The organism is Ochrobactrum sp. XJ1 (assembly GCF_024701725.1).
Taxonomy (GTDB): domain Bacteria; phylum Pseudomonadota; class Alphaproteobacteria; order Rhizobiales; family Rhizobiaceae; genus Brucella; species Brucella anthropi.
This window is the reverse complement of the sequence record NZ_VDGD01000011.1, coordinates 79535-98135: the sequence shown is the minus strand read 5'-3', so window position 1 is coordinate 98135 and position 18601 is coordinate 79535. Positions and strand designations below refer to the sequence as shown.

Sequence of the window (18601 nt, the reverse complement as noted above, 5' to 3'; positions counted from 1 at the left end):
TTGACCAGCGGGAGTCTTATCTTTTTTTCGTATCATGCATTTATTGCACGCAAACCACATAGGGACCGGACCGTGCGGCGCGTCCGGCTACGATCCGGGCAATGCGCTGCATGTTGCGCGTCGGCTTGGCGGGGTTGCGCAAGGCCGGGTTTGGCAACGTGACGGCAAGCAGTGCGGATTGCTGCGCATTGAGTTTTGCTGCCGGGCGCTTGAAATGATGCTGGGCTGCGGCCTCGATTCCGTAAATGCCCGGTCCCCACTCGGCGATATTGAGATAGATTTCCATAATGCGCTTTTTGGACAGAATACCGTCGGCAGCCAGCGCCAGCGGAAATTCGAGCCCCTTGCGGACATAGGAGCGCCCATTCCACAGGAAGAGGTTCTTCACGGTTTGCATCGTGATCGTGGAAGCGCCGCGGCTCGGACCGCCCTCGCCCGTATCGTCCAGAACCAGCCCCAGCTGATGCCAGTCCACCCCGCCATGGCTGCAGAACTGGCCGTCCTCGGCCATCATTACCGAATTGACGAGAACCGGCGCGATATCGTCGATACTGACCCATCTACGGTCCACGCCCTGAAACAAAACATAGTCCTTGACCATCAGGGTCGAGATCGGGCGGACAAAGGGTACGGAATAGACGAAAAGCAGGAAAATCGGCAGCACGGCCAGAATCACCAGAATCTTGAGCGCGAGAGCAATCCGGGCACCCCAAACAGGATCCGCCAGATAATTGCGTCCATCTTTGCTCTTGATGATGATTTTTGCCACTGCCACCGCCTGCTACCTTCCCCCAAGCGACATAAACCATTCCTTAATAAGTTTGAACCGGATTCCATAATCCAACCGGGGAAACAAGTCGAAACACGCCGTTTCGTGACGTTCAAATGAAAAAGCCTGTGCTGATCGTTGTGGCCAGTTGACCAAATCAGCGCTTTCGTCCATCCCCTTTGACATGGAAAAGCTGTCGACCGATTTCACCGCCATTCTCAACCGTCGTGCCATGGAAGTAGAAATGGCACTGACGGGCCTTCTGGACCAGCGCCTCAAGACGGGAGAAATCGCCCGCCCCGAACGGCTGCTCGCCGCCATGCGGCACGGTGTCCTGAACGGTGGCAAGCGCCTCCGGCCTTTTCTCGTTGTCGAAAGTGCCGCTTTGTTCGGCAAAGGTGGCAACGCCGTTCTGCGTGTTGCTGCCGCGCTCGAATGCATTCACTGCTATTCGCTTGTCCATGACGATTTGCCAGCCATGGATGACGATGACCTGCGGCGCGGCCAGCCGACCGTGCACAAAGCATTTGATGAAGCTGCCGCCATTCTGGCCGGTGACGGCCTTCTGACCTATGCTTTCGACATCATCTCGTCGGATGAAACCGATCTCGATGCAGCAATTCGCCTGCAACTGGTTTCAGCGCTCGCCCGCGCATCCGGTCTCGGCGGCATGGTGGGCGGACAGGCTCTCGATCTGATGGCCGAAACCAGCAAGCCTGACGAAGCCGGCATCATCACGTTGCAGGCAATGAAGACTGGCGCATTGATCCGTTTCGCCTGCGAGGCCGGAGCCATCATCGCCAATGCATCCAGCGAAGACCGCGAGCGCATGGCCGAATTCGGCTCCGCTATTGGCCTTGCCTTCCAGCTGGCGGACGATCTTCTGGACGTGACCGCTGACGCCGAGGCGATGGGCAAGGCCACTGGTAAAGATGCCGCCGCCGGAAAGGCCACGCTGGTTTCACTCCACGGCATCGACTGGACCCGCAAGCAACTGTCCGGACTGGTTACCCAGGCGGAAAGCTTGCTGGCACCCTTTGGCAAGGACGCAGATATCCTGAAACAGGCCGCCCGCTTCATCGCCGAACGGCAGAGCTAGACCATGTCTCCCGCAAGCGGAAACCGATTTTGCTCAGGATAATGCGTAAAAACAACGATTTAAAGATCGTCTTCACGTACCTTGACGATAACCACATCGTCAGCGGAAAGCATGCGCCCGTCCTGAGAACGCACATCAAGCGCGGCCACGTCCTCGCCTGAAACGCTGTCGACAAGACGCGAATGAGTTTCACCCGGCGCAAAGAGATGCTTTTCTCCCCATTGCCTGAGCGACACGATGACAGGCAGCAGATCGCGCCCTTTTGCCGTCAGGCGATACTCCTGATGCGCGCCGCCATTAGGGTCTGGCACGGATTCCATGATTCTCTCTCCCGTCAGCTTGCGCAGACGTTCCGAGAGAATATTGCGGGCGATTCCGAGATTCTTCTGAAAGGCGCTGAAACGTGTCACGCCGTCGAAGGCTTCACGGACGATCAGCAGCGACCACCAGTCGCCGATCACATCAAGCGCGCGTGCACTCGGGCAATAATCGCCTTTCATGCTTTTCTTTCGAACCATGTTAACTCCACAGATTGCAATCTGGTTGCAATATAAAACCTTTTTAGCTACAAGCAAAATGGTTTCATTTTAAAACCGTTTTGCAGGAGTCCGTCATGCAACCTTCAACCCACGCGGCCGCAACGCTGTCCGCGAACCCTGATGCACGCCCTTTGCTTTCCTCGACTACCCTTTTTCTGTTTGCGGCTGCAAGCGGACTGGCGGTAGCCAATGTCTACTTTGCTCACCCGCTGCTCGATGTGATGGCTGACGACCTTGGCCTCAAACGCTCAACAGCAGGCCTCATCGTCGCCGCCAGCCAGCTCGGCTATGCAATCGGCTTGATCTTTCTCGTCCCGCTTGGCGACCTCTTCAACCGGCGAAAGCTGATCATCACGCATTTCCTTCTGTCGGTCCTGTCCCTGATCGCAATCGGCTTTGCGGCCAATGCCACCGTGCTTCTGGTCGCCATGGCCACTATGGGCCTGCTCGCCGTCGTCACACAGGCACTTGTCGCCTATGCGGCCAGCCTCGCAGCACCGGCGCGACGCGGCCATGTGGTTGGCATCGTAACCAGCGGCATCGTGCTCGGCATATTGCTGGCGCGCGCGATAGCTGGCGCCCTCACCGACATTGGCGGCTGGCGCAGCGTCTACTTCGTTTCCTCTATTCTCACGCTTTTGATCGCGCTCCTGCTGTGGCGCAGCCTGCCCGACCAGAAGCGGCGGCCGACCAGCGTCAGCTATCCGGCACTCATTCTGTCGCTTGTGACGCTGTTTCGCTCCGAGCCGGTACTGCGCATTCGCGCCATCATAGCCATGCTGATCTTCGCCAATATTACCACTTTGCTCGCACCACTGGTCATGCCGCTCAGCGCACCACCCTTCGAACTGAGCCATGCTGAGATCGGTCTGTTCGGACTGGCAGGTGCTGCCGGAGCGCTTGCCGCGTCGCGTGCTGGCGGTGTTGCCGACCGGGGTTATGCCCAGCGGATGACAGGCATCGCTTTGCTGCTGATGTTCGTGTCATGGGGTCTGATAGCCTTGCTGGAACATTCACTGCTCTGGCTAATCGCAGGTGTGCTGATTATCGACTTCGGCCTTCAGGCTGTCCACGTCACCAATCAGGCGATGATCTACCGTGTACGCCCAGACGCGCAGAACAGACTCACCGCCGCCTATATGGTTTTCTATTCCATCGGCAGCGCAAGCGGTTCGGCGGTTTCAACTTGGGTCTATGCTTATGCAGGCTGGAATGGCGTTTGCCTGCTTGGCGCAGGCATCAGCCTTGTCACGCTCATCTTCTGGGCAGCAACATTAAAGGCTACACCAGAGACCGCTACGCGCGCGGTCACCTGTACCGCTTAGTTCTGGCCAGCAGCGATTTTCTGATCAAGTCCGAAGCGGTTCTCGATGTAATCGGCAACCATTTTCTGGAAGTCCTCGGCAATAGCAGGACCGCGCAACGTCGTGACTTTCTTGCCATCGACAAAGACCGGTGCGGACGGCGTTTCGCCCGTGCCGGGAAGCGAGATGCCGATATCAGCGTGCTTCGATTCACCCGGCCCGTTGACAATGCAGCCCATCACGGCGACCGACAGCGCTTCCACGCCGGGATATTTCTCGCGCCAGACCGGCATGTTGCGGCGGATATCGTCCTGAATGGTCTGGGCCAGTTCCTGGAACACGGTCGACGTCGTGCGACCGCAACCGGGACACGCCGCAACGATCGGAATAAATTGCCGGAAACCCATGGTCTGCAGAAGCTCTTGTGACACCTGCACTTCACGGGTGCGGTCGCCGCCGGGTTCCGGGGTAAGCGAAATGCGGATTGTGTCGCCGATGCCCTGCTGCAACAGGATACCCATGGCCGCCGACGAGGCGACAATGCCCTTGGTGCCCATGCCGGCTTCAGTGAGGCCCAGATGCAGCGCATGATTGGAACGCTGCGCCAGCATCGTATAGACGGCAATCAGGTCCTGCACCTGACTGACCTTGGCCGACAGGATGATCTTGTCGCGGCCAAGACCGATCTCTTCGGCAAGATTGGCGGAAATCAGAGCCGACTGCACAATGGCCTCGCGCATGACTTCCTGCGCGCTCAATGGCGCGCCCGCATCCTGATTACGATCCATCAGCGTGGTCAGGAGTTCCTGATCGAGCGAACCCCAGTTCACGCCGATGCGCACCGGCTTGTCATAGCGGATCGCCATTTCGACGATATCGGCGAACTGCTTGTCCTTCTTGTCCTTGAAACCGACATTGCCCGGATTGATGCGATATTTTGCAAGTGCTTCCGCACAGGCCGGATGATCGGCCAGCAGCTTGTGACCAATATAATGGAAGTCACCGACCAGCGGCACATCATGCCCCAGACGTTCCAGCCGTTCGCGGATTTTAGGCACGGCAGCAGCCGATTCATCGCGATCCACCGTGATGCGCACGATTTCCGAACCGGCACGGTGAAGTGCAGCCACCTGCGCGACCGTAGAGTCCACATCCGCTGTGTCCGTGTTGGTCATTGACTGCACGACGACGGGCGCACTGCCGCCGACGATAACGCCACCGACACTGACGCCAACCGACTGGCGACGAGGAAATGGATGCGAAAAATAGCTGACGGCCTCGGAAGACATTTTGCTCTGTTCTTAACTGTACCTGTTCTCAGGTGGCGCAGCGCGACGCGAATGTCAACGCCCGCCTATATTGAGGCCCGCATATATCTGGGTCTGCGTATATCCGGCTCTCGCTTTATATAATCGCTTGCCGTTGCCTTGTCGCCCTCTCATTATGTCACCGGGAACAAGGAGGAAATCACGCATGAATGCTGCATCTGCCTGCAAGACCGCAATCGTCACCGGATCGAATTCCGGGATCGGCCTCGGTATAGCCCATGCGCTGGCGGCGGCAGGACACAACGTCGTGATCAACTCATTCACCGACCGTGAGGAGGATCATACCCTCGCACGCAAGCTCGGCGAGGAACATGGCGTCAGCGTGGTCTATATTGCGGCCGACATGTCGAAGGCCGACCAATGCCGCGCACTGATCGCAGAAACGGTAAAGCAATTCAGCAGTGTGGACATTCTCGTCAACAACGCCGGTATCCAGCATGTATCTCCCGTCGAGGAGTTTCCGGCCGAACAATGGGACCGCATCATCGCGATAAACCTGACATCGGCCTTTCACACCTCGGCTGCCGCGATCCCGCATATGCGCAAGACTGGCTGGGGCCGCATTATCAATATCGCTTCAGCCCACGGCCTCGTGGCATCGCCGTTCAAGTCGGCTTATGTTGCCGCCAAGCATGGCATTGTCGGCTTTACCAAAACACTGGCGCTGGAACTTGCAACCGCAAAGATCACGGCCAATTCCATCTGTCCCGGCTATGTGCTGACGCCGCTTGTCGAAGCGCAGATACCGGACCAGATGAAGGCCTACCACATGGACCGCGAAACCGTGATCCGCGAAGTGATGCTAGATAAGCAGCCGACGAAGGAATTCGTCACCACCGCACAGATCGGCGCCCTTGCCGCTTTCCTCGCAAGCGATGCGGCAGCGCAGATCAATGGCGCTGCCATTCCCGTCGACGGCGGGTGGACTGCCGAATAGCGCATCTCGAAAAGTGGAAACCGGTTTTCGGATAAGATGCGCGTCATTAAGAAAGTTCAGTGCTTATGATCCGCGTATCGGGCCAGACTTGAAAAGGCCAGCACGACCAGCAGCAAGACCGGAAGCGCCAGAAACACCACGCCAAAGCCGCTATGCTTGGCAACAAAACCGATCAGCGACGGCGCCACCAGCATGCCGGAATAACCAAGCGTCGTTGCGATGGACAGGCCGACACTCGGATTGACGCCCGGCATGTTACCAGCCATCGAGAAGGCGATCGGCACCATGTTGGAAATACCGATCCCGCAGATCGCGAAGCCGATAATCGCCGTTGCTGAGCTGTTTCCGAAACCGACGATCAGCATGCCGATGATTGCAATGATCGTGCAGGCACGAAGGGTTTTGACTGCACCGAACCGGTCGCGGACCAGATCGCCTGCAAAACGCATGATGGCCATTGAGCCCGAGAAAGCTGCGAAGCCGAAGCCTGCCACCGTGACGGAAGCACCCAGATCCTGGCGCATATGATAGGCGCCCCAATCGAGAATCGCCCCTTCCGGCACCATGGAAAACAGCGCCATGACACCGACAAGCCATGGCAGAGGATTACGCGGCAAGGTCAGCTTCTGCTTTTCGCCGCTTGGATGATGATGCTCCGTGTCCGGGATGATCGAAGGCCATGCGATAGCAATCAGGATTGCGGCGACAATTGTCGTCACCAGCGCATGAACGGTCGATCCGAATTGCGCGATAAGAAAGCCGCCTGTCGCAGCACCGATGAGGCCGCCGAGGCTCCAGAATGCATGGCAGGACGACATGATTGCCCGGCGCATTTTTTTCTCGACCGCAACCGCATTGGCATTCATCGACACATCCATCGCAGCCATGGTTCCGCCGAAATAGAACATCACGATCACAGCCGTGACCACATTCGGCACCAGTGCGATGATGAGCAGCGCCGGGATAAAGGCGAGTGCAAAAATGCGCACCACCATGCCCGAACCGCGATGCGCTGAAAGCGCACCTGCGACCGGCATCATGGCCAGAGAACCAAGGCCGAAGACGAGGATCATCAACCCCATGCCTGCACTATCAAGTCCGAGGCGTTCGGCAAATTCCGGAATTTTCGGGGCCCAGCCGCCGAAAATATAGCCGTTCATCAGAAAGAGTAGCGCAACGGCAATCCGCTCTCTGGTTACAATCGGCGCACGCGCAGGCGCCGCATCTTCGCGTCCGGAAACCTGTTCCATCTGTCCCTCAGTTGCGGTCCGCTGCCGCACGTAAAATCTTCATATCCGATGTCGCATAGGGCGCAAGCGCTGCTTCATCCGCATCATATTCGACAGCCATGACACCGACATCGTCCAAGGGAACGACATCATGGGCGGCAACCGTACCGAGCTTGTCGCTCGTAATGGCCAGTGCCACCACCCGGCTGCGTCCGGCTATAACTCGCTTGAATTCCGCATCGTCCAGATGCAGCGCCGTTACGCCGATTTCGGCGGCAATACCGCACGCGCCCAAAACGCAAAGATCAGGCCGCAGCAGTTCCGCATCACGCAAGGCGCGCGCCCCGACGGCGGCACTCACCCGCCGGTCGATGGGACCACCAATCATGATCAGCTCAATCTCCGGCGAGCCCATAAGAATTACAGCGATAGACGGCGTATTGGTGACGACGGTGATGGCTTCACCGCGTTCGACCAAAAGTCGCGCCAGAGCCGTATTCACCGAAGATGCATCGAGAAACACCGTCATGCCGGGTTCGACCAGTTCCGCCAGGACCGCAGCCAGGGCGGCCTTCGCTTGTGGTCGCTCGGAATCCCGTTCTGCGAGCGGAGAAGGCTCGGGCACGGCACGCAACGCGCCGCCATAGACACGCTTGCAGAGCCCTGCCGCCGCCATCTCGCGCAGATCGCGCCGGATCGTATCCTCGGACACGCCGAAACTTTCAGCCAGTTCAGCCGCCAGTACACGACCAGACTGCTGTAGCAGTTCCTGAATGCGCGCCTGTCTTTCGTGAAGCAGAAGCTCTGTCACCACCACCCTCCCATCATGCACAATCATGCATAAATCGGCATAAACATGCATACCAGATTTTGGGAACTCTGCAAGCGCAAACAAAACCGCACCGTTTTTACCGGCGCGGCATTGAACTTTGACCCGGGAAGACGCTTGTTGGCGTTATTCGGAATACACCACCAACAAATCCTTGGCATCGATCTGTTCGCCGGGACGCACCAGCACTTCCGCGATGGTGCCATCGCGTTCGGCATGGATGGCGGTTTCCATCTTCATCGCCTCTATGGAAAGCAGCACATCACCCTGCGTAACCGTCTGGCCGGTCGCCACGGCAACCGTTGATACGACACCTGGCATCGGTGCACCAACCTGCCTGTCGTTCCCGGCTTCCACCTTGCGACGCACACCGCCGGAAGCGCCTTTGGCACGGTTCGGCACCTTAATGCGGCGCGGCTGACCATTCAGCTCGAAAAACACCGTCACCATGCCCTTCTCATCGGTTTCGCTCATCGCCTGATTGACGATCACCAGCGTCTTGCCGCGTTCCAGATCGACGAAGACTTCTTCTTCCGGCTTCAAGCCGTAGAAATAGACCGGAGTCGGCAAAACACTTGTCGGGCCATAGGTTTCCTGCGCGGATGCATAGTCGGTGAAGACCTTCGGATACATCAGCGCCGAAGCGAATTCCTGATCGGAAATCTTGCGATCGACCGTCTCCTCGAACCCTTCACGCTCGGCGTTCAGATCGGCAGGTTCCAGCAGAGCGCCGGGACGCACGGTAAACGGCTCATCGCCCTTCAGAATCTTCTTCTGCAACGCCTTCGGCCATCCCGATGGCGGCTGACCAAGATCACCGCGCATCATCGACACTACGGAATCCGGGAAAGCAATATCCTTTGCCGGGTTTTCGACATCAGCGACGGTCAAGTCCTGACTGACCATCATCAACGCCATGTCGCCCACAACCTTGGAGGATGGCGTGACCTTGACGATATCGCCGAACATGCGGTTCACATCAGCATAGGCCTGCGCCACCTCATGCCAGCGGGTTTCAAGTCCCAGCGAACGGGCCTGCTCCTTCAGATTGGTGAACTGACCACCCGGCATTTCATGCAGATAAACTTCTGAAGCTGGTCCCTTGAGGTCGCTTTCGAAAGCCGCATACTGGTTGCGTACGGCTTCCCAATAGAAAGAGATGCGGCGGATCGAATCCGGATCAAGGCCCGGATCGCGCTCGGAACCGTGCAGTGCCTCGACAATGGAACCGAGGCAAGGCTGCGATGTGTTGCCGGAGAGCGCATCCATCGCCGCATCGACCACATCCACACCCGCATCGATCGCAGCAAGTACGGTCGCCGCCGAAATGCCCGACGTATCATGCGTATGGAAATGGATCGGCAGATCGGTTTCCTCGCGTAGCGCCTTGAACAGGGCGCGGGCCGCGGCAGGCTTCAAAAGCCCCGCCATATCCTTCACCGCAATGATATGCGCGCCAGCTTTTTCAACTTCCTTCGCCAGATTGACGTAATATTTGAGGTCATACTTGGCGCGTTCCGGATTGAGAATATCACCTGTGTAACAAATCGCTGCTTCGCAGAGCTTGTTTTCCTCCAGCACCGCATCCATCGATACGCGCATGTTTTCGACCCAGTTCAGACTGTCGAAAACGCGGAACAGATCGATGCCGCCGCGTGCTGCCTCGCGCACGAAATATTTTACGATATTATCAGGATAAGATTTGTAGCCGACGCCGTTTGCACCGCGCAAAAGCATCTGCAGAAGAAGGTTCGGCGCCGCTTCACGCACCAGCGCCAGACGCTCCCACGGGTCTTCGGTGAGGAAGCGCATCGAAACGTCGAAGGTCGCACCGCCCCAGCATTCCAGCGAAAACAGATTCGGCAGTGCCTGCGCATAGGAATTGGCGATGCGGGCAATGTCGTATGTGCGCATGCGCGTCGCCAGAAGCGACTGATGGCCGTCACGCATGGTCGTATCGGTAATCAGCGCACGCTTTTCGTTGCGCACCCATTCCGCGAACTTCTTCGGTCCAAGCTGGTCCAGACGTTGCTTGGTGCCATCAACGACCGGCTTATCACCGAACCACGGCACGCGCGGCTTGGCGGCATCCTTAGCCGGCTTTGCGCGCCCCTTGGTTTCTGGATGGCCATTGACCGTCACGTCGGCGATATAGGTCAGAAGTTTGGTGGCACGATCCTGCCGCTTGACCTGCTCGAACAGTTCCGGCGTCGTGTCGATGAAGCGCGTCGTGTAGTCGTTTGCCTGAAACTTCGGATGATTGATGATCGCTTCGAGGAAGGTGAGATTCGTCGCCACACCGCGGATACGGAATTCGCGCAAGGCGCGATCCATACGGCGGATGGCTTCCAGAGGCGTAGAGCCTGAAGCGGTCACCTTGACGAGCAGCGGATCGTAGTAGCGGGTGATGAACGCACCCGAATAGGCCGTGCCGCCATCGAGACGAATGCCAAAACCCGATGCCGAACGATAGGCCTGAATGCGACCGTAATCAGGAATGAAGTTCTGTTCCGGGTCTTCCGTGGTGATACGACACTGGAGCGCATGGCCATTAAGGCGAATGTCCTCCTGACGCGGCACACCCGATTCCGGCGTGCCGATGGCAAAGCCTTCGAGAATATGAATCTGCGCCTTGACGATATCGATGCCGGTAACCTGTTCGGTAACCGTGTGCTCGACCTGAATACGCGGATTGACCTCGATGAAATAGAACTTGCCCGTATCGGCATCCATCAGGAATTCGACTGTACCGGCGCCAATATAATCGGTGGCATGGGCAATCTTCAGGCCATAGCTTGCCAGTTCCTGACGCTGCGCATCATCGAGATAAGGTGCCGGCGCCCGCTCCACCACCTTCTGGTTACGGCGCTGGATCGAGCAGTCACGCTCGAAAAGATGAACCGCATTGCCATGGGTATCGCCCAATATCTGCACTTCGACATGGCGCGCGCGTTCAATCAGCTTTTCGAGATAGACCTCATCCTTGCCAAATGCAGCCTTGGCCTCGCGCTTGGCTTCCGTGACTTCGCGGGCAAGATCGGCTTCGGCGCGGATGGCGCGCATGCCGCGACCGCCACCGCCCCAGCTTGCCTTCAACATCAGCGGATAGCCGATTTCTGCCGCCAGCTTCTTTACTTCTTCTATATCGTCCGGCAGCGGATCGGTGGCAGGCACCACCGGCACGCCGATTTCAATGGCGAGATTGCGGGCCGCAACCTTGTTGCCGAGGCGGCGCATGGTCTCAGGCTTTGGGCCGATGAAGATGATGCCGTTTTCTGCGCAGGCTTCGGCGAATTCCGGGCTTTCGGACAAAAGGCCATAGCCGGGGTGGATCGCATCGGCGCCCGAAACCTTGGCGACGCGGATAATCTCATCGATAGAAAGATAGCTTTCAATCGGACCAAGATCTCGATCCAGATGCGGACCGCGACCGACCTGATAACTTTCATCGGCTTTGAAGCGATGCAGGGAAAGTTTGTCTTCCTCAGCCCATATGGCCACCGTTTTGAGCCCCAGCTCATTGGCGGCGCGGAATACGCGGATTGCGATTTCAGATCGGTTGGCGACCAGAATTTTCCGGATAGGCTTTTGGGCGAAAGACAAGGCAGATCTCCCTAACTGCAATGACAAAGGCGCCATTGCTTAACCTGCAATAGACACAAGCGCAAACAAACTGTGCAACAGGGAGATAAAAACAAAATGCCCGACTAAATGCCGGGCAGATTGATGAATTTTGTAGCACTTTATGCTAATATATCAGGCACAAGAGCGGTTCCTATTATGAAGCAATCATCAGAACCGCTCTAAGCATCTGTGTTCTCGCATTATCCAACGCAAAACCGCTTCGCACTTTTGCTGGAAATGCTCCATTACTTCTGGAAGTAATTATACTTGCCGTCTTCACCCTTGCGCCATTCGAACATGACGTAAGGCGAAAGGCTCGGATCGCCCTTGGCGTCGAACGAGATGTCGCCAAGCACCGTTTTGAACGGACCCTTTTCCTTCATCGCAGTTGCAACTTCCTGCGGGTCGTTGCTTGCGGCAGCATTGGCGGCATTGACCAGCGACTGCACACCGGCATAGGCATAGAAGGTATAGGCTTCAGGCTCGAAACCCTTGTCACGGAAAGCCTTGATGAGTTCCGCATTCGACTTGTCGTCGCGCGGATCGGGACCGAAAGTGTTCATGACACCACCAACAGCATCACCGGCAATCGAGGCAAGTTCGTTGGACACGATGCCATCGCCCGAAATGAACTGTGCCTTGAGGCCCTGATCATCCATCTGGCGGATGAGCAGACCCGCTTCCGGATGCATGCCGCCCCAGTAAACAGCAGTAATGCCAGCAGCCTTCATCTTGGAGATGAGCGCGGAGAAGTCCTTGTCGCCCTGGTTTACACCTTCGTAGAGCGTTTCCTTCATGCCGTTGTCGTTGAGCGACTTCTTGGTTTCGTCGGCAAGGCCCTGACCGTAAGGGGTCTTGTCGTGAAGGACTGCGACTTTGCCGTCCTTGTAATTGTCGGCGATATATTTGCCGGCAACGATGCCCTGCTGGTCATCGCGACGGCAGGTGCGGAACGTGTTCCAAAGTTCGCGCTCGGTGAAGGTCGGGTTGGTGGTGCCGGGCGCGATCATCAGCACGCCGTTTTCAGCATAGATGTCCGACGTCGGAATGCTGACGCCGGAATTGAAGTGACCGATAACGAACTGAACACCATCACCCACAAACTTGTTTGCAACCGAAATGCCCTGCTTCGGATCGGCAGCGTCGTCGCCATAGACGATGGTGATCTGCTCGCCGTTCATGCCGCCCTTGGCATTGGCTTCTGCGACAGCCGCTTCGACACCGCGCTTGATCTGCTCGCCGAAAGCTGCCTGGCTGCCGGTCAACGGTGCGCCGACGCCGAGCTGGATGTCGGCAAAGGACACGCCACCCATCGCAACCAGTGCCGAAAGGCAGACGCCGCAGAATAAGGATTTCTTCATTTCAGTTGCTCCCACTAAGCGCATCCCGAAAGGTATGAAACGATTTTCGAGACACACGTCAAAATAGTCATTCAGAGCGGCAGTCTGACAGGATCAGATGACCGCCATTTTTTGCAGGCATGAACAGCAACACTAGAGGCGTTGCATAAACCTGATATTCGAATGGGAGACTGCATCAGCGCCAGAAACGCAATTCGGGCTTGAAACTGCCCGCGCTGAAACTGGTCCTCCCACCAGAACGCGAGACTGGATATAGAGATTCGCCCTATATTCAGTCGTCAAGCTAGATACAATCACGTTCAATACCGAAGTAAAGTAATGATTTAGTCTATATCTTGCTTTTTCCGCATGACTTTATGCGGACCGACGCCATCGAAACGAAAATGCCCGGCTTGAAGCCGGGCATTTCCATTCATCGGGAAAGAATGTAAGCGAAACTTACTGCTGAATGTAAGTATATTTCCCGTCAGCGCCCTTTTCCCACTTGTACATGACATAGCCTGGAAGCTTCGGATCGCCCTTTTCGTCATAGGACAGGTCGCCAAGCACGGTCTTGAACGGACCCTTTTCCTTAAGCGCCTTGGCAACTTCCTGCGGGTCGTTACTTCCGGCAGCCTTCGCAGCCTCAGCCAGAGACTGAACGGCAGCGTAAGAGTAAAGCGTGTAGGCTTCCGGTTCGAAGCCAGCATCGCGGAACTTCTTCACCAGATCGGCATTGTTCGGGTTATTGCGCGGGTCCGGGCCGAACGTATTCAGCGTACCGGCAACCGCATCGCCTGCGATGGAGGCCAGCTCGTTGGAAACGATACCGTCGCCAGAGATGAACTGGACTTTCAGCCCCTGATCGGCAAGCTGACGGATAATCAGACCGGCTTCAGCGTGCAGACCACCCCAATAAAGGACCGTAACGCCCTGCTGCTTCAGCTTGGCGATCAGAGCCGAGAAATCCTTCTCGCCAACATTCACGCCTTCATAGACGGCTTCCTTGACGCCAAGCTCGTTGAGCTTCTTCTTGGTTTCATCGGCAAGGCCCTGACCATAAGGGGTCTTGTCGTGAATGACGGCAATTTTCCCGTCTTTGAAATTGTCGAAAATATACTGACCGGCCACGATGCCCTGCTGATCGTCGCGACCGCAGGTACGGAACGTGTTCCAGAGCTGGCGCTCTGTATAGACCGGGTTGGTCGCAGCAGGCGAGATTTCGAGAATGCCGTTTTCGGCATAAACGTCCGAAGCCGGGATCGAAACGCCCGAATTGAAGTGACCGATAACGTATTTCACGCCATCAGCTGCGAACTTGTTGGCAACCGAGATACCCTGCTTCGGATCCGATACGTCATCGCCGAGAGTGATCGCGATTTTTTCGCCGTTGATGCCGCCCGCATCGTTGATTTCCTTGATGGCCGCTTCCGCGCCCTTCTGGATCTGCGCACCGTAAACGGCATTTGGGCCCGTCAGCGGCGCACCAATACCGACAAGAACATCAGCCCAAGCCGAGCCCCCGAAAGCCATAACTGCTGCAAGAGCAACGCCTGAGAAAAGTGACTTCTTCATTGTTGAAACTCCCATCATTGTATTTACCCCGAAACGATGTTTTGCATCGCCTTATTTTCTTGCTGAATACTCAGCAATATCTACGCTGAATCTTATTACTGTCAACGTGATCTTACAAAAAAGCTTCGCCGCATGACGGCGAAGCTTTAAAATTATTTTGCCTTCCAGCTGAGAGGCGAAGCTTTTTCATAAAGCCAGCTATATTGCCGCACCATCTGCTTGGTGCGGGTGAAGCGAAAGCCGACCGTACCTATGATCATCAGGACGATCGTATCCACCAGATAATAGTGGAACGAAAGAAGCGTTCCCTCAAACAGTGCGAAATGGATGAAGCGCACCGCAGCTCCCAGCGGGATCAGATAGAGCAGAAGCTGCGGATAGGTGCGCCACGTCGAAGCACAGGCACGCCCCGTCATCCAGGCGGCCCAGCCGCCCAGCAGACAGGTGATGAGGAAAAACAACCAGAATGACGATTCTTCGTAGAGAATACCCTGCATCTTATCCTCCTAGTGCCTTCCGCCTTCGAGATAGGCGGCGCGGACTTCCGGATCGGCCAGCAATTCGCGGCCAGCGCCGCTCATGGTGATCGAGCCGTTGACCATCACATAGCCACGGTCTGCGAGCTTGAGAGCACCGAATGCGTTCTGCTCAACGAGGAACACCGTCAGCCCCTGCGTGCGGTTCAGTTCCTTGATCGCTTCGAAAATCTGCTTCACGATCAGCGGTGCCAGACCGAGCGACGGTTCATCCAGAAGCAAGAGCTTCGGACGCGCCATCAGCGCGCGGGCAATGGCCAGCATCTGCTGTTCGCCGCCCGAAAGCGTGCCGCCACGCTGGTTGATGCGTTCCTTCAGGCGCGGGAACAGGTCGAACATCAGTTTCACGTCTTCTTCGAAGTGTTGCTGATGATCGAGACTTGCGCCCATCTGGAGATTTTCCAGAACCGTCATGCGCGGGAAGATGCGACGGCCTTCCGGAGACTGCGCAATGCGCAGCTTGGCAATCTCATGCGGCGGCATGGATGTAATATCCTTGCCGTTGAAGAGAATGCGGCCGGTACGCGCCTTCGGCGAGCCGAAGATCGTCATCATAAGCGTCGACTTGCCGGCACCGTTAGCGCCAATCAGCGCGACGATCTCACCCTCATCGACGGTAAGGTCAATGCCCTTGAGGGCACAAATATTGCCGTAATAGGTCTCGACCTTCTCGACGGCCAGAAGCGGTTGCTTTTTCTGCATGGTTTCAGCCTGCATCATTCGCCTCCCTTCTTGGGCTTGGCCGCGGTTTTAGTCGGTGCTTTTGTCGGCGCCTTAGCGCGTTTCGCACCACCGCTTTTGGCAGCCTTTACGGGAGCAGTCTTATGGCTCGTCGGAACATCACCCTGTTCAACGCGCTCGGAGAACTCTGTCGCCTGACCGGCGGCAAGTTGTTTGGCCTGCCCGACCCAGTCTTCGCGCGCGATACGCCCGTCGAATTCCAGATAGGTTTCAGCTTCCACGATATCCGCTTCGGTCCAGGCGGCAATCTGATCGAAATGATAGATCCCGTGTTCGTGAAGCTTCTTTTCGTTGACCGCGCCGATGCCCTTGATGAGAGTCAGATTATCGGCCTTGCCACCACGTGCCTCCGCCAGACCACCGGCGAGAGAAACGCGTCCGGACGGTGCTTCGCCCGTCTCTTCGGCAATTTCTTCCTCGATGGCTTCCTCAGCGAGTTGTGCCGCCACGAAGTCCGCCGCATCACCGGTGCCCGGCTTGTCCGCCTCTTCGATAAGCTCGGCAATCTCTTCGTCATCGACGCCGAGATAGGCGGCAATAACGCGCGGATCATTCTTGACTGCTTCTGGAGCACCGTCAGAAATCTTGGTGCCGTATTCCAGCACGATCACATGATCGGAGATTTCCATGACCACCGACATGTCGTGCTCGATCAGCAGGATTGACGTCCCGGTTTCATTGCGGATATCGAGCAGGAGCTTGTTGAGCTCTGCCGATTCACGCGGATTGAGACCGGCGGCCGGTTCATCGAGGCAAAGAATTTCCGGCTCGGTGCACATGGCGCGGGCGATTTCCAAACGGCGCTGATCGCCATAAGGCAGATCGCCTGCCGGATCGTCCGCACGACCGATCAGGTTGATTTTCTCCAGCCAGTGACGCGCTTTTTCAACCGCATCCTTCGCCGCAGACTTGTAGCCGGGCAAACCGAGAAGACCGAGGATCGTGAAGCCCGACGAACGCATCAGCGTGTTGTGCTGCGCGACCAGCAGGTTCTCCAGAACAGTGAGACCCGAGAACAGGCGAATGTTCTGGAAGGTACGCGCCACCTTGGCCTGCTTGGTGATCTGGAAGTCGGGCAGGCGTTCCAGCAGGAACTTGTCGCCCGTCTTCCGGTTCATCGTCAGCATGCCACCCGTCGGCTTGTAGAAGCCGGTGATGCAGTTGAAGACCGTGGTCTTGCCTGCACCGTTCGGGCCGATGATCGCCGTGATATCCCCACGCTTCACATTGAAGCTCAGATCGTTGATGGCGACGAGACCGCCAAAGCGCATCGAAAGATGCTCGACCTGCAGGATCGTGTCTTTTTCAGTGTTGCCCAATTCGGCTTTATCAGGCGCAGTGCCAGACATAGTGCTTATCTCCGCCATCAGCCGTGCCCTTCCTTGGTAAAGGCACCCGACACCATCTTCTTCTCATGCAGGAAGGCACTGGGTTCTCGACTTCCGACGAAACCGCGCGGTTTCCAGACCATGACCACGACCATGGCAAGGCCGAAGATGAGCATACGATAGAGTTCCGGCGTGAAATCTGGGCCGAAAATTGCTTTCAGGAAGCTCATTTCACGCAGGATTTCAGTGCCGCCGATCATGACGATCGCAGCAATGGCGATACCGACCAGGGAGCCCATGCCGCCCAGAACGACGATGGCAAGAATGACGGCGGATTCGAGAAACACGAAGGATTCCGGGCTGACGAAGCCCTGGCGTGCTGCAAAGAAGGAACCGGCAAAACCACCGAACATCGCGCCCGTGGCAAAGGCCGTGAGCTTGGTCGTGGTGGTGTTGATGCCAAGCGAACGGCAGGCAATTTCATCTTCACGCAGTGCTTCCCAAGCACGGCCAACCGGCATGCGGCGCAGACGGATGGTGACCCAGGCCGTCAGCAGCGCCAGCAGAAGGATGACGTAATAGAGGAAGAACTTGTAATGCGCCGCCGAGAAGGTGAGGCCGAAATGAGCGGCGAAACCGTCCTTGCTGGCATTGAAAGGCAGGCCGAAGAAGGTTGCCTTGGCAATACCGGAAACGCCGAAGGTGCCGCGGGTGACATCTGTCCAGTTGATGAGCACCAGACGGATGATTTCACCGAATGCAAGCGTCACGATGGCAAGATAGTCACCGCGCAGACGCAGGACCGGAAAACCCAGAATGACGCCCCATGTTGCAGCAAGAATACCGGCAATCGGCAGCAGCATCCAGAAGGACAGACCGAAATAGGCCGACAGCAGTGCATAGGAATAGGCGCCGACTGCATAGAAGGCGACGTAACCCAGATCGAGAAGACCGGCGAGGCCCACCACGATGTTGAGGCCCCAGGCCAGCATCACATAGATGAGGATCTGAACGCCGAAATTATCGACCCATTTGAGCGATCCCTGCCAGCCCAGAAAGGTGACGATCAGGACCGGGTAGACAAAAAGGAAGGCAACGCCGAGGCGCGAGAAGTTGCGGCGCACGAAAGACGGGCTTTCGTCGACCGCAGCGGTCGGCTGTTTGCTCTTGGCAAGCTTGCGCGCCTCCAGCGTTGGCTGAAGGAATGCAACGAACAGGAAACGACCAACCGCAGCGAGCGCGACCATGACGGCCAGTGCGCCCCAGCGCTGAACGAGCACCAGTTCGTTGTTGATGTTCTGATCGGTCTTGAAACCGATGATGAGGCAGAAGAGACCCAGAGCCAGAAGACCGGCGAAGAACCCTTCACGAATGGCCCGGCCAAAAAGGGAATCCGGGCGTGAACTCGACTGTGCAGCCATGA

Annotated in this window: 15 protein-coding genes; 3 read left to right on the top strand and 12 right to left on the bottom strand. The window is 57.0% G+C overall.

Going from position 1 to position 18601, the window contains the following annotated elements; translation table 11 throughout:
* Window positions 1-40: 40 nt before the first annotated feature.
* Window positions 41-769 (bottom strand): monofunctional biosynthetic peptidoglycan transglycosylase, encoded by a 729-nt coding sequence (gene mtgA / locus FG152_RS19980; RefSeq protein WP_029376280.1) that lies wholly within the window; start codon window positions 767-769, stop codon window positions 41-43.
* Between the two features lie 184 nt (window positions 770-953).
* Here mtgA and FG152_RS19975 point away from each other — a divergent pair, with 184 nt between their 5' ends.
* The gene (locus FG152_RS19975) at window positions 954-1868 is read left to right on the top strand and encodes a polyprenyl synthetase family protein (protein WP_010661444.1); all 915 of its coding nucleotides are present in this window, start codon (window positions 954-956) and stop codon (window positions 1866-1868) included.
* Between the two features lie 59 nt (window positions 1869-1927).
* Here FG152_RS19975 and FG152_RS19970 read toward each other — a convergent pair whose 3' ends face one another.
* The gene (locus FG152_RS19970; protein ID WP_029376281.1) at window positions 1928-2386 is read right to left on the bottom strand and encodes a winged helix-turn-helix transcriptional regulator; all 459 of its coding nucleotides are present in this window, start codon (window positions 2384-2386) and stop codon (window positions 1928-1930) included.
* 95 nt (window positions 2387-2481) lie between these two features.
* Here FG152_RS19970 and FG152_RS19965 point away from each other — a divergent pair, with 95 nt between their 5' ends.
* Window positions 2482-3732, top strand: a complete 1251-nt coding sequence (locus FG152_RS19965) for an MFS transporter (protein ID WP_010661446.1) — start codon at window positions 2482-2484, stop codon at window positions 3730-3732.
* On the opposite strand, the gene ispG is transcribed toward FG152_RS19965, so the two are convergent.
* Window positions 3729-5000 carry a flavodoxin-dependent (E)-4-hydroxy-3-methylbut-2-enyl-diphosphate synthase gene (gene ispG, locus FG152_RS19960; protein WP_010661447.1) on the bottom strand — a complete coding sequence of 424 codons (1272 nt, stop codon included), beginning with the start codon at window positions 4998-5000 and terminating at the stop codon, window positions 3729-3731. The genes FG152_RS19965 and ispG overlap by 4 nt on opposite strands.
* A gap of 184 nt (window positions 5001-5184) precedes the next feature.
* On the opposite strand from ispG, the gene FG152_RS19955 reads away from it, so the two are divergent.
* Window positions 5185-5976, top strand: coding sequence for a 3-hydroxybutyrate dehydrogenase (locus tag FG152_RS19955; protein WP_010661448.1), 792 nt, complete (start codon window positions 5185-5187; stop codon window positions 5974-5976).
* Window positions 5977-6032: 56 nt separating this feature from the next.
* Here the strand turns inward: FG152_RS19955 and FG152_RS19950 are convergent, their stop codons facing one another.
* The 9 genes from FG152_RS19950 to livM all read right to left on the bottom strand — a co-directional run bounded on the left by FG152_RS19950 (window position 6033) and on the right by livM (window position 18599).
* Window positions 6033-7226, bottom strand: a complete 1194-nt coding sequence (locus FG152_RS19950; protein WP_010661449.1) for an MFS transporter — start codon at window positions 7224-7226, stop codon at window positions 6033-6035.
* A 7-nt stretch (window positions 7227-7233) separates the two neighbouring features.
* On the bottom strand, window positions 7234-8067 hold the full coding sequence (locus FG152_RS19945; RefSeq protein WP_010661450.1) for a DeoR/GlpR family DNA-binding transcription regulator: 834 nt from the start codon (window positions 8065-8067) through the stop codon (window positions 7234-7236).
* A 93-nt stretch (window positions 8068-8160) separates the two neighbouring features.
* Window positions 8161-11637 (bottom strand): pyruvate carboxylase, encoded by a 3477-nt coding sequence (gene pyc, locus FG152_RS19940; protein ID WP_010661451.1) that lies wholly within the window; start codon window positions 11635-11637, stop codon window positions 8161-8163.
* A 266-nt stretch (window positions 11638-11903) separates the two neighbouring features.
* Window positions 11904-13019, bottom strand: a complete 1116-nt coding sequence (locus FG152_RS19935) for a branched-chain amino acid ABC transporter substrate-binding protein (protein ID WP_010661452.1) — start codon at window positions 13017-13019, stop codon at window positions 11904-11906.
* 438 nt (window positions 13020-13457) lie between these two features.
* Complete coding sequence (locus tag FG152_RS19930) at window positions 13458-14573, bottom strand: branched-chain amino acid ABC transporter substrate-binding protein (protein ID WP_498988094.1); 1116 nt, start codon at window positions 14571-14573, stop codon at window positions 13458-13460.
* A gap of 152 nt (window positions 14574-14725) precedes the next feature.
* Window positions 14726-15070 (bottom strand): DUF6867 family protein, encoded by a 345-nt coding sequence (locus tag FG152_RS19925; protein ID WP_010661454.1) that lies wholly within the window; start codon window positions 15068-15070, stop codon window positions 14726-14728.
* A 9-nt stretch (window positions 15071-15079) separates the two neighbouring features.
* Window positions 15080-15826: an ABC transporter ATP-binding protein gene (locus FG152_RS19920; protein ID WP_029376283.1), complete on the bottom strand. Its 747-nt coding sequence runs from the start codon at window positions 15824-15826 to the stop codon at window positions 15080-15082.
* On the bottom strand, window positions 15826-17217 hold the full coding sequence (locus FG152_RS19915; protein WP_043061904.1) for an ATP-binding cassette domain-containing protein: 1392 nt from the start codon (window positions 17215-17217) through the stop codon (window positions 15826-15828). The genes FG152_RS19920 and FG152_RS19915 overlap by 1 nt, the downstream gene beginning before the upstream one ends.
* Entirely contained in the window at window positions 17217-18599 is a 1383-nt protein-coding gene (gene livM, locus FG152_RS19910) for a high-affinity branched-chain amino acid ABC transporter permease LivM (protein WP_010661457.1), read from the bottom strand. Before livM ends, FG152_RS19915 begins: the two co-directional genes overlap by 1 nt.
* Window positions 18600-18601: the final 2 nt, after the last annotated feature.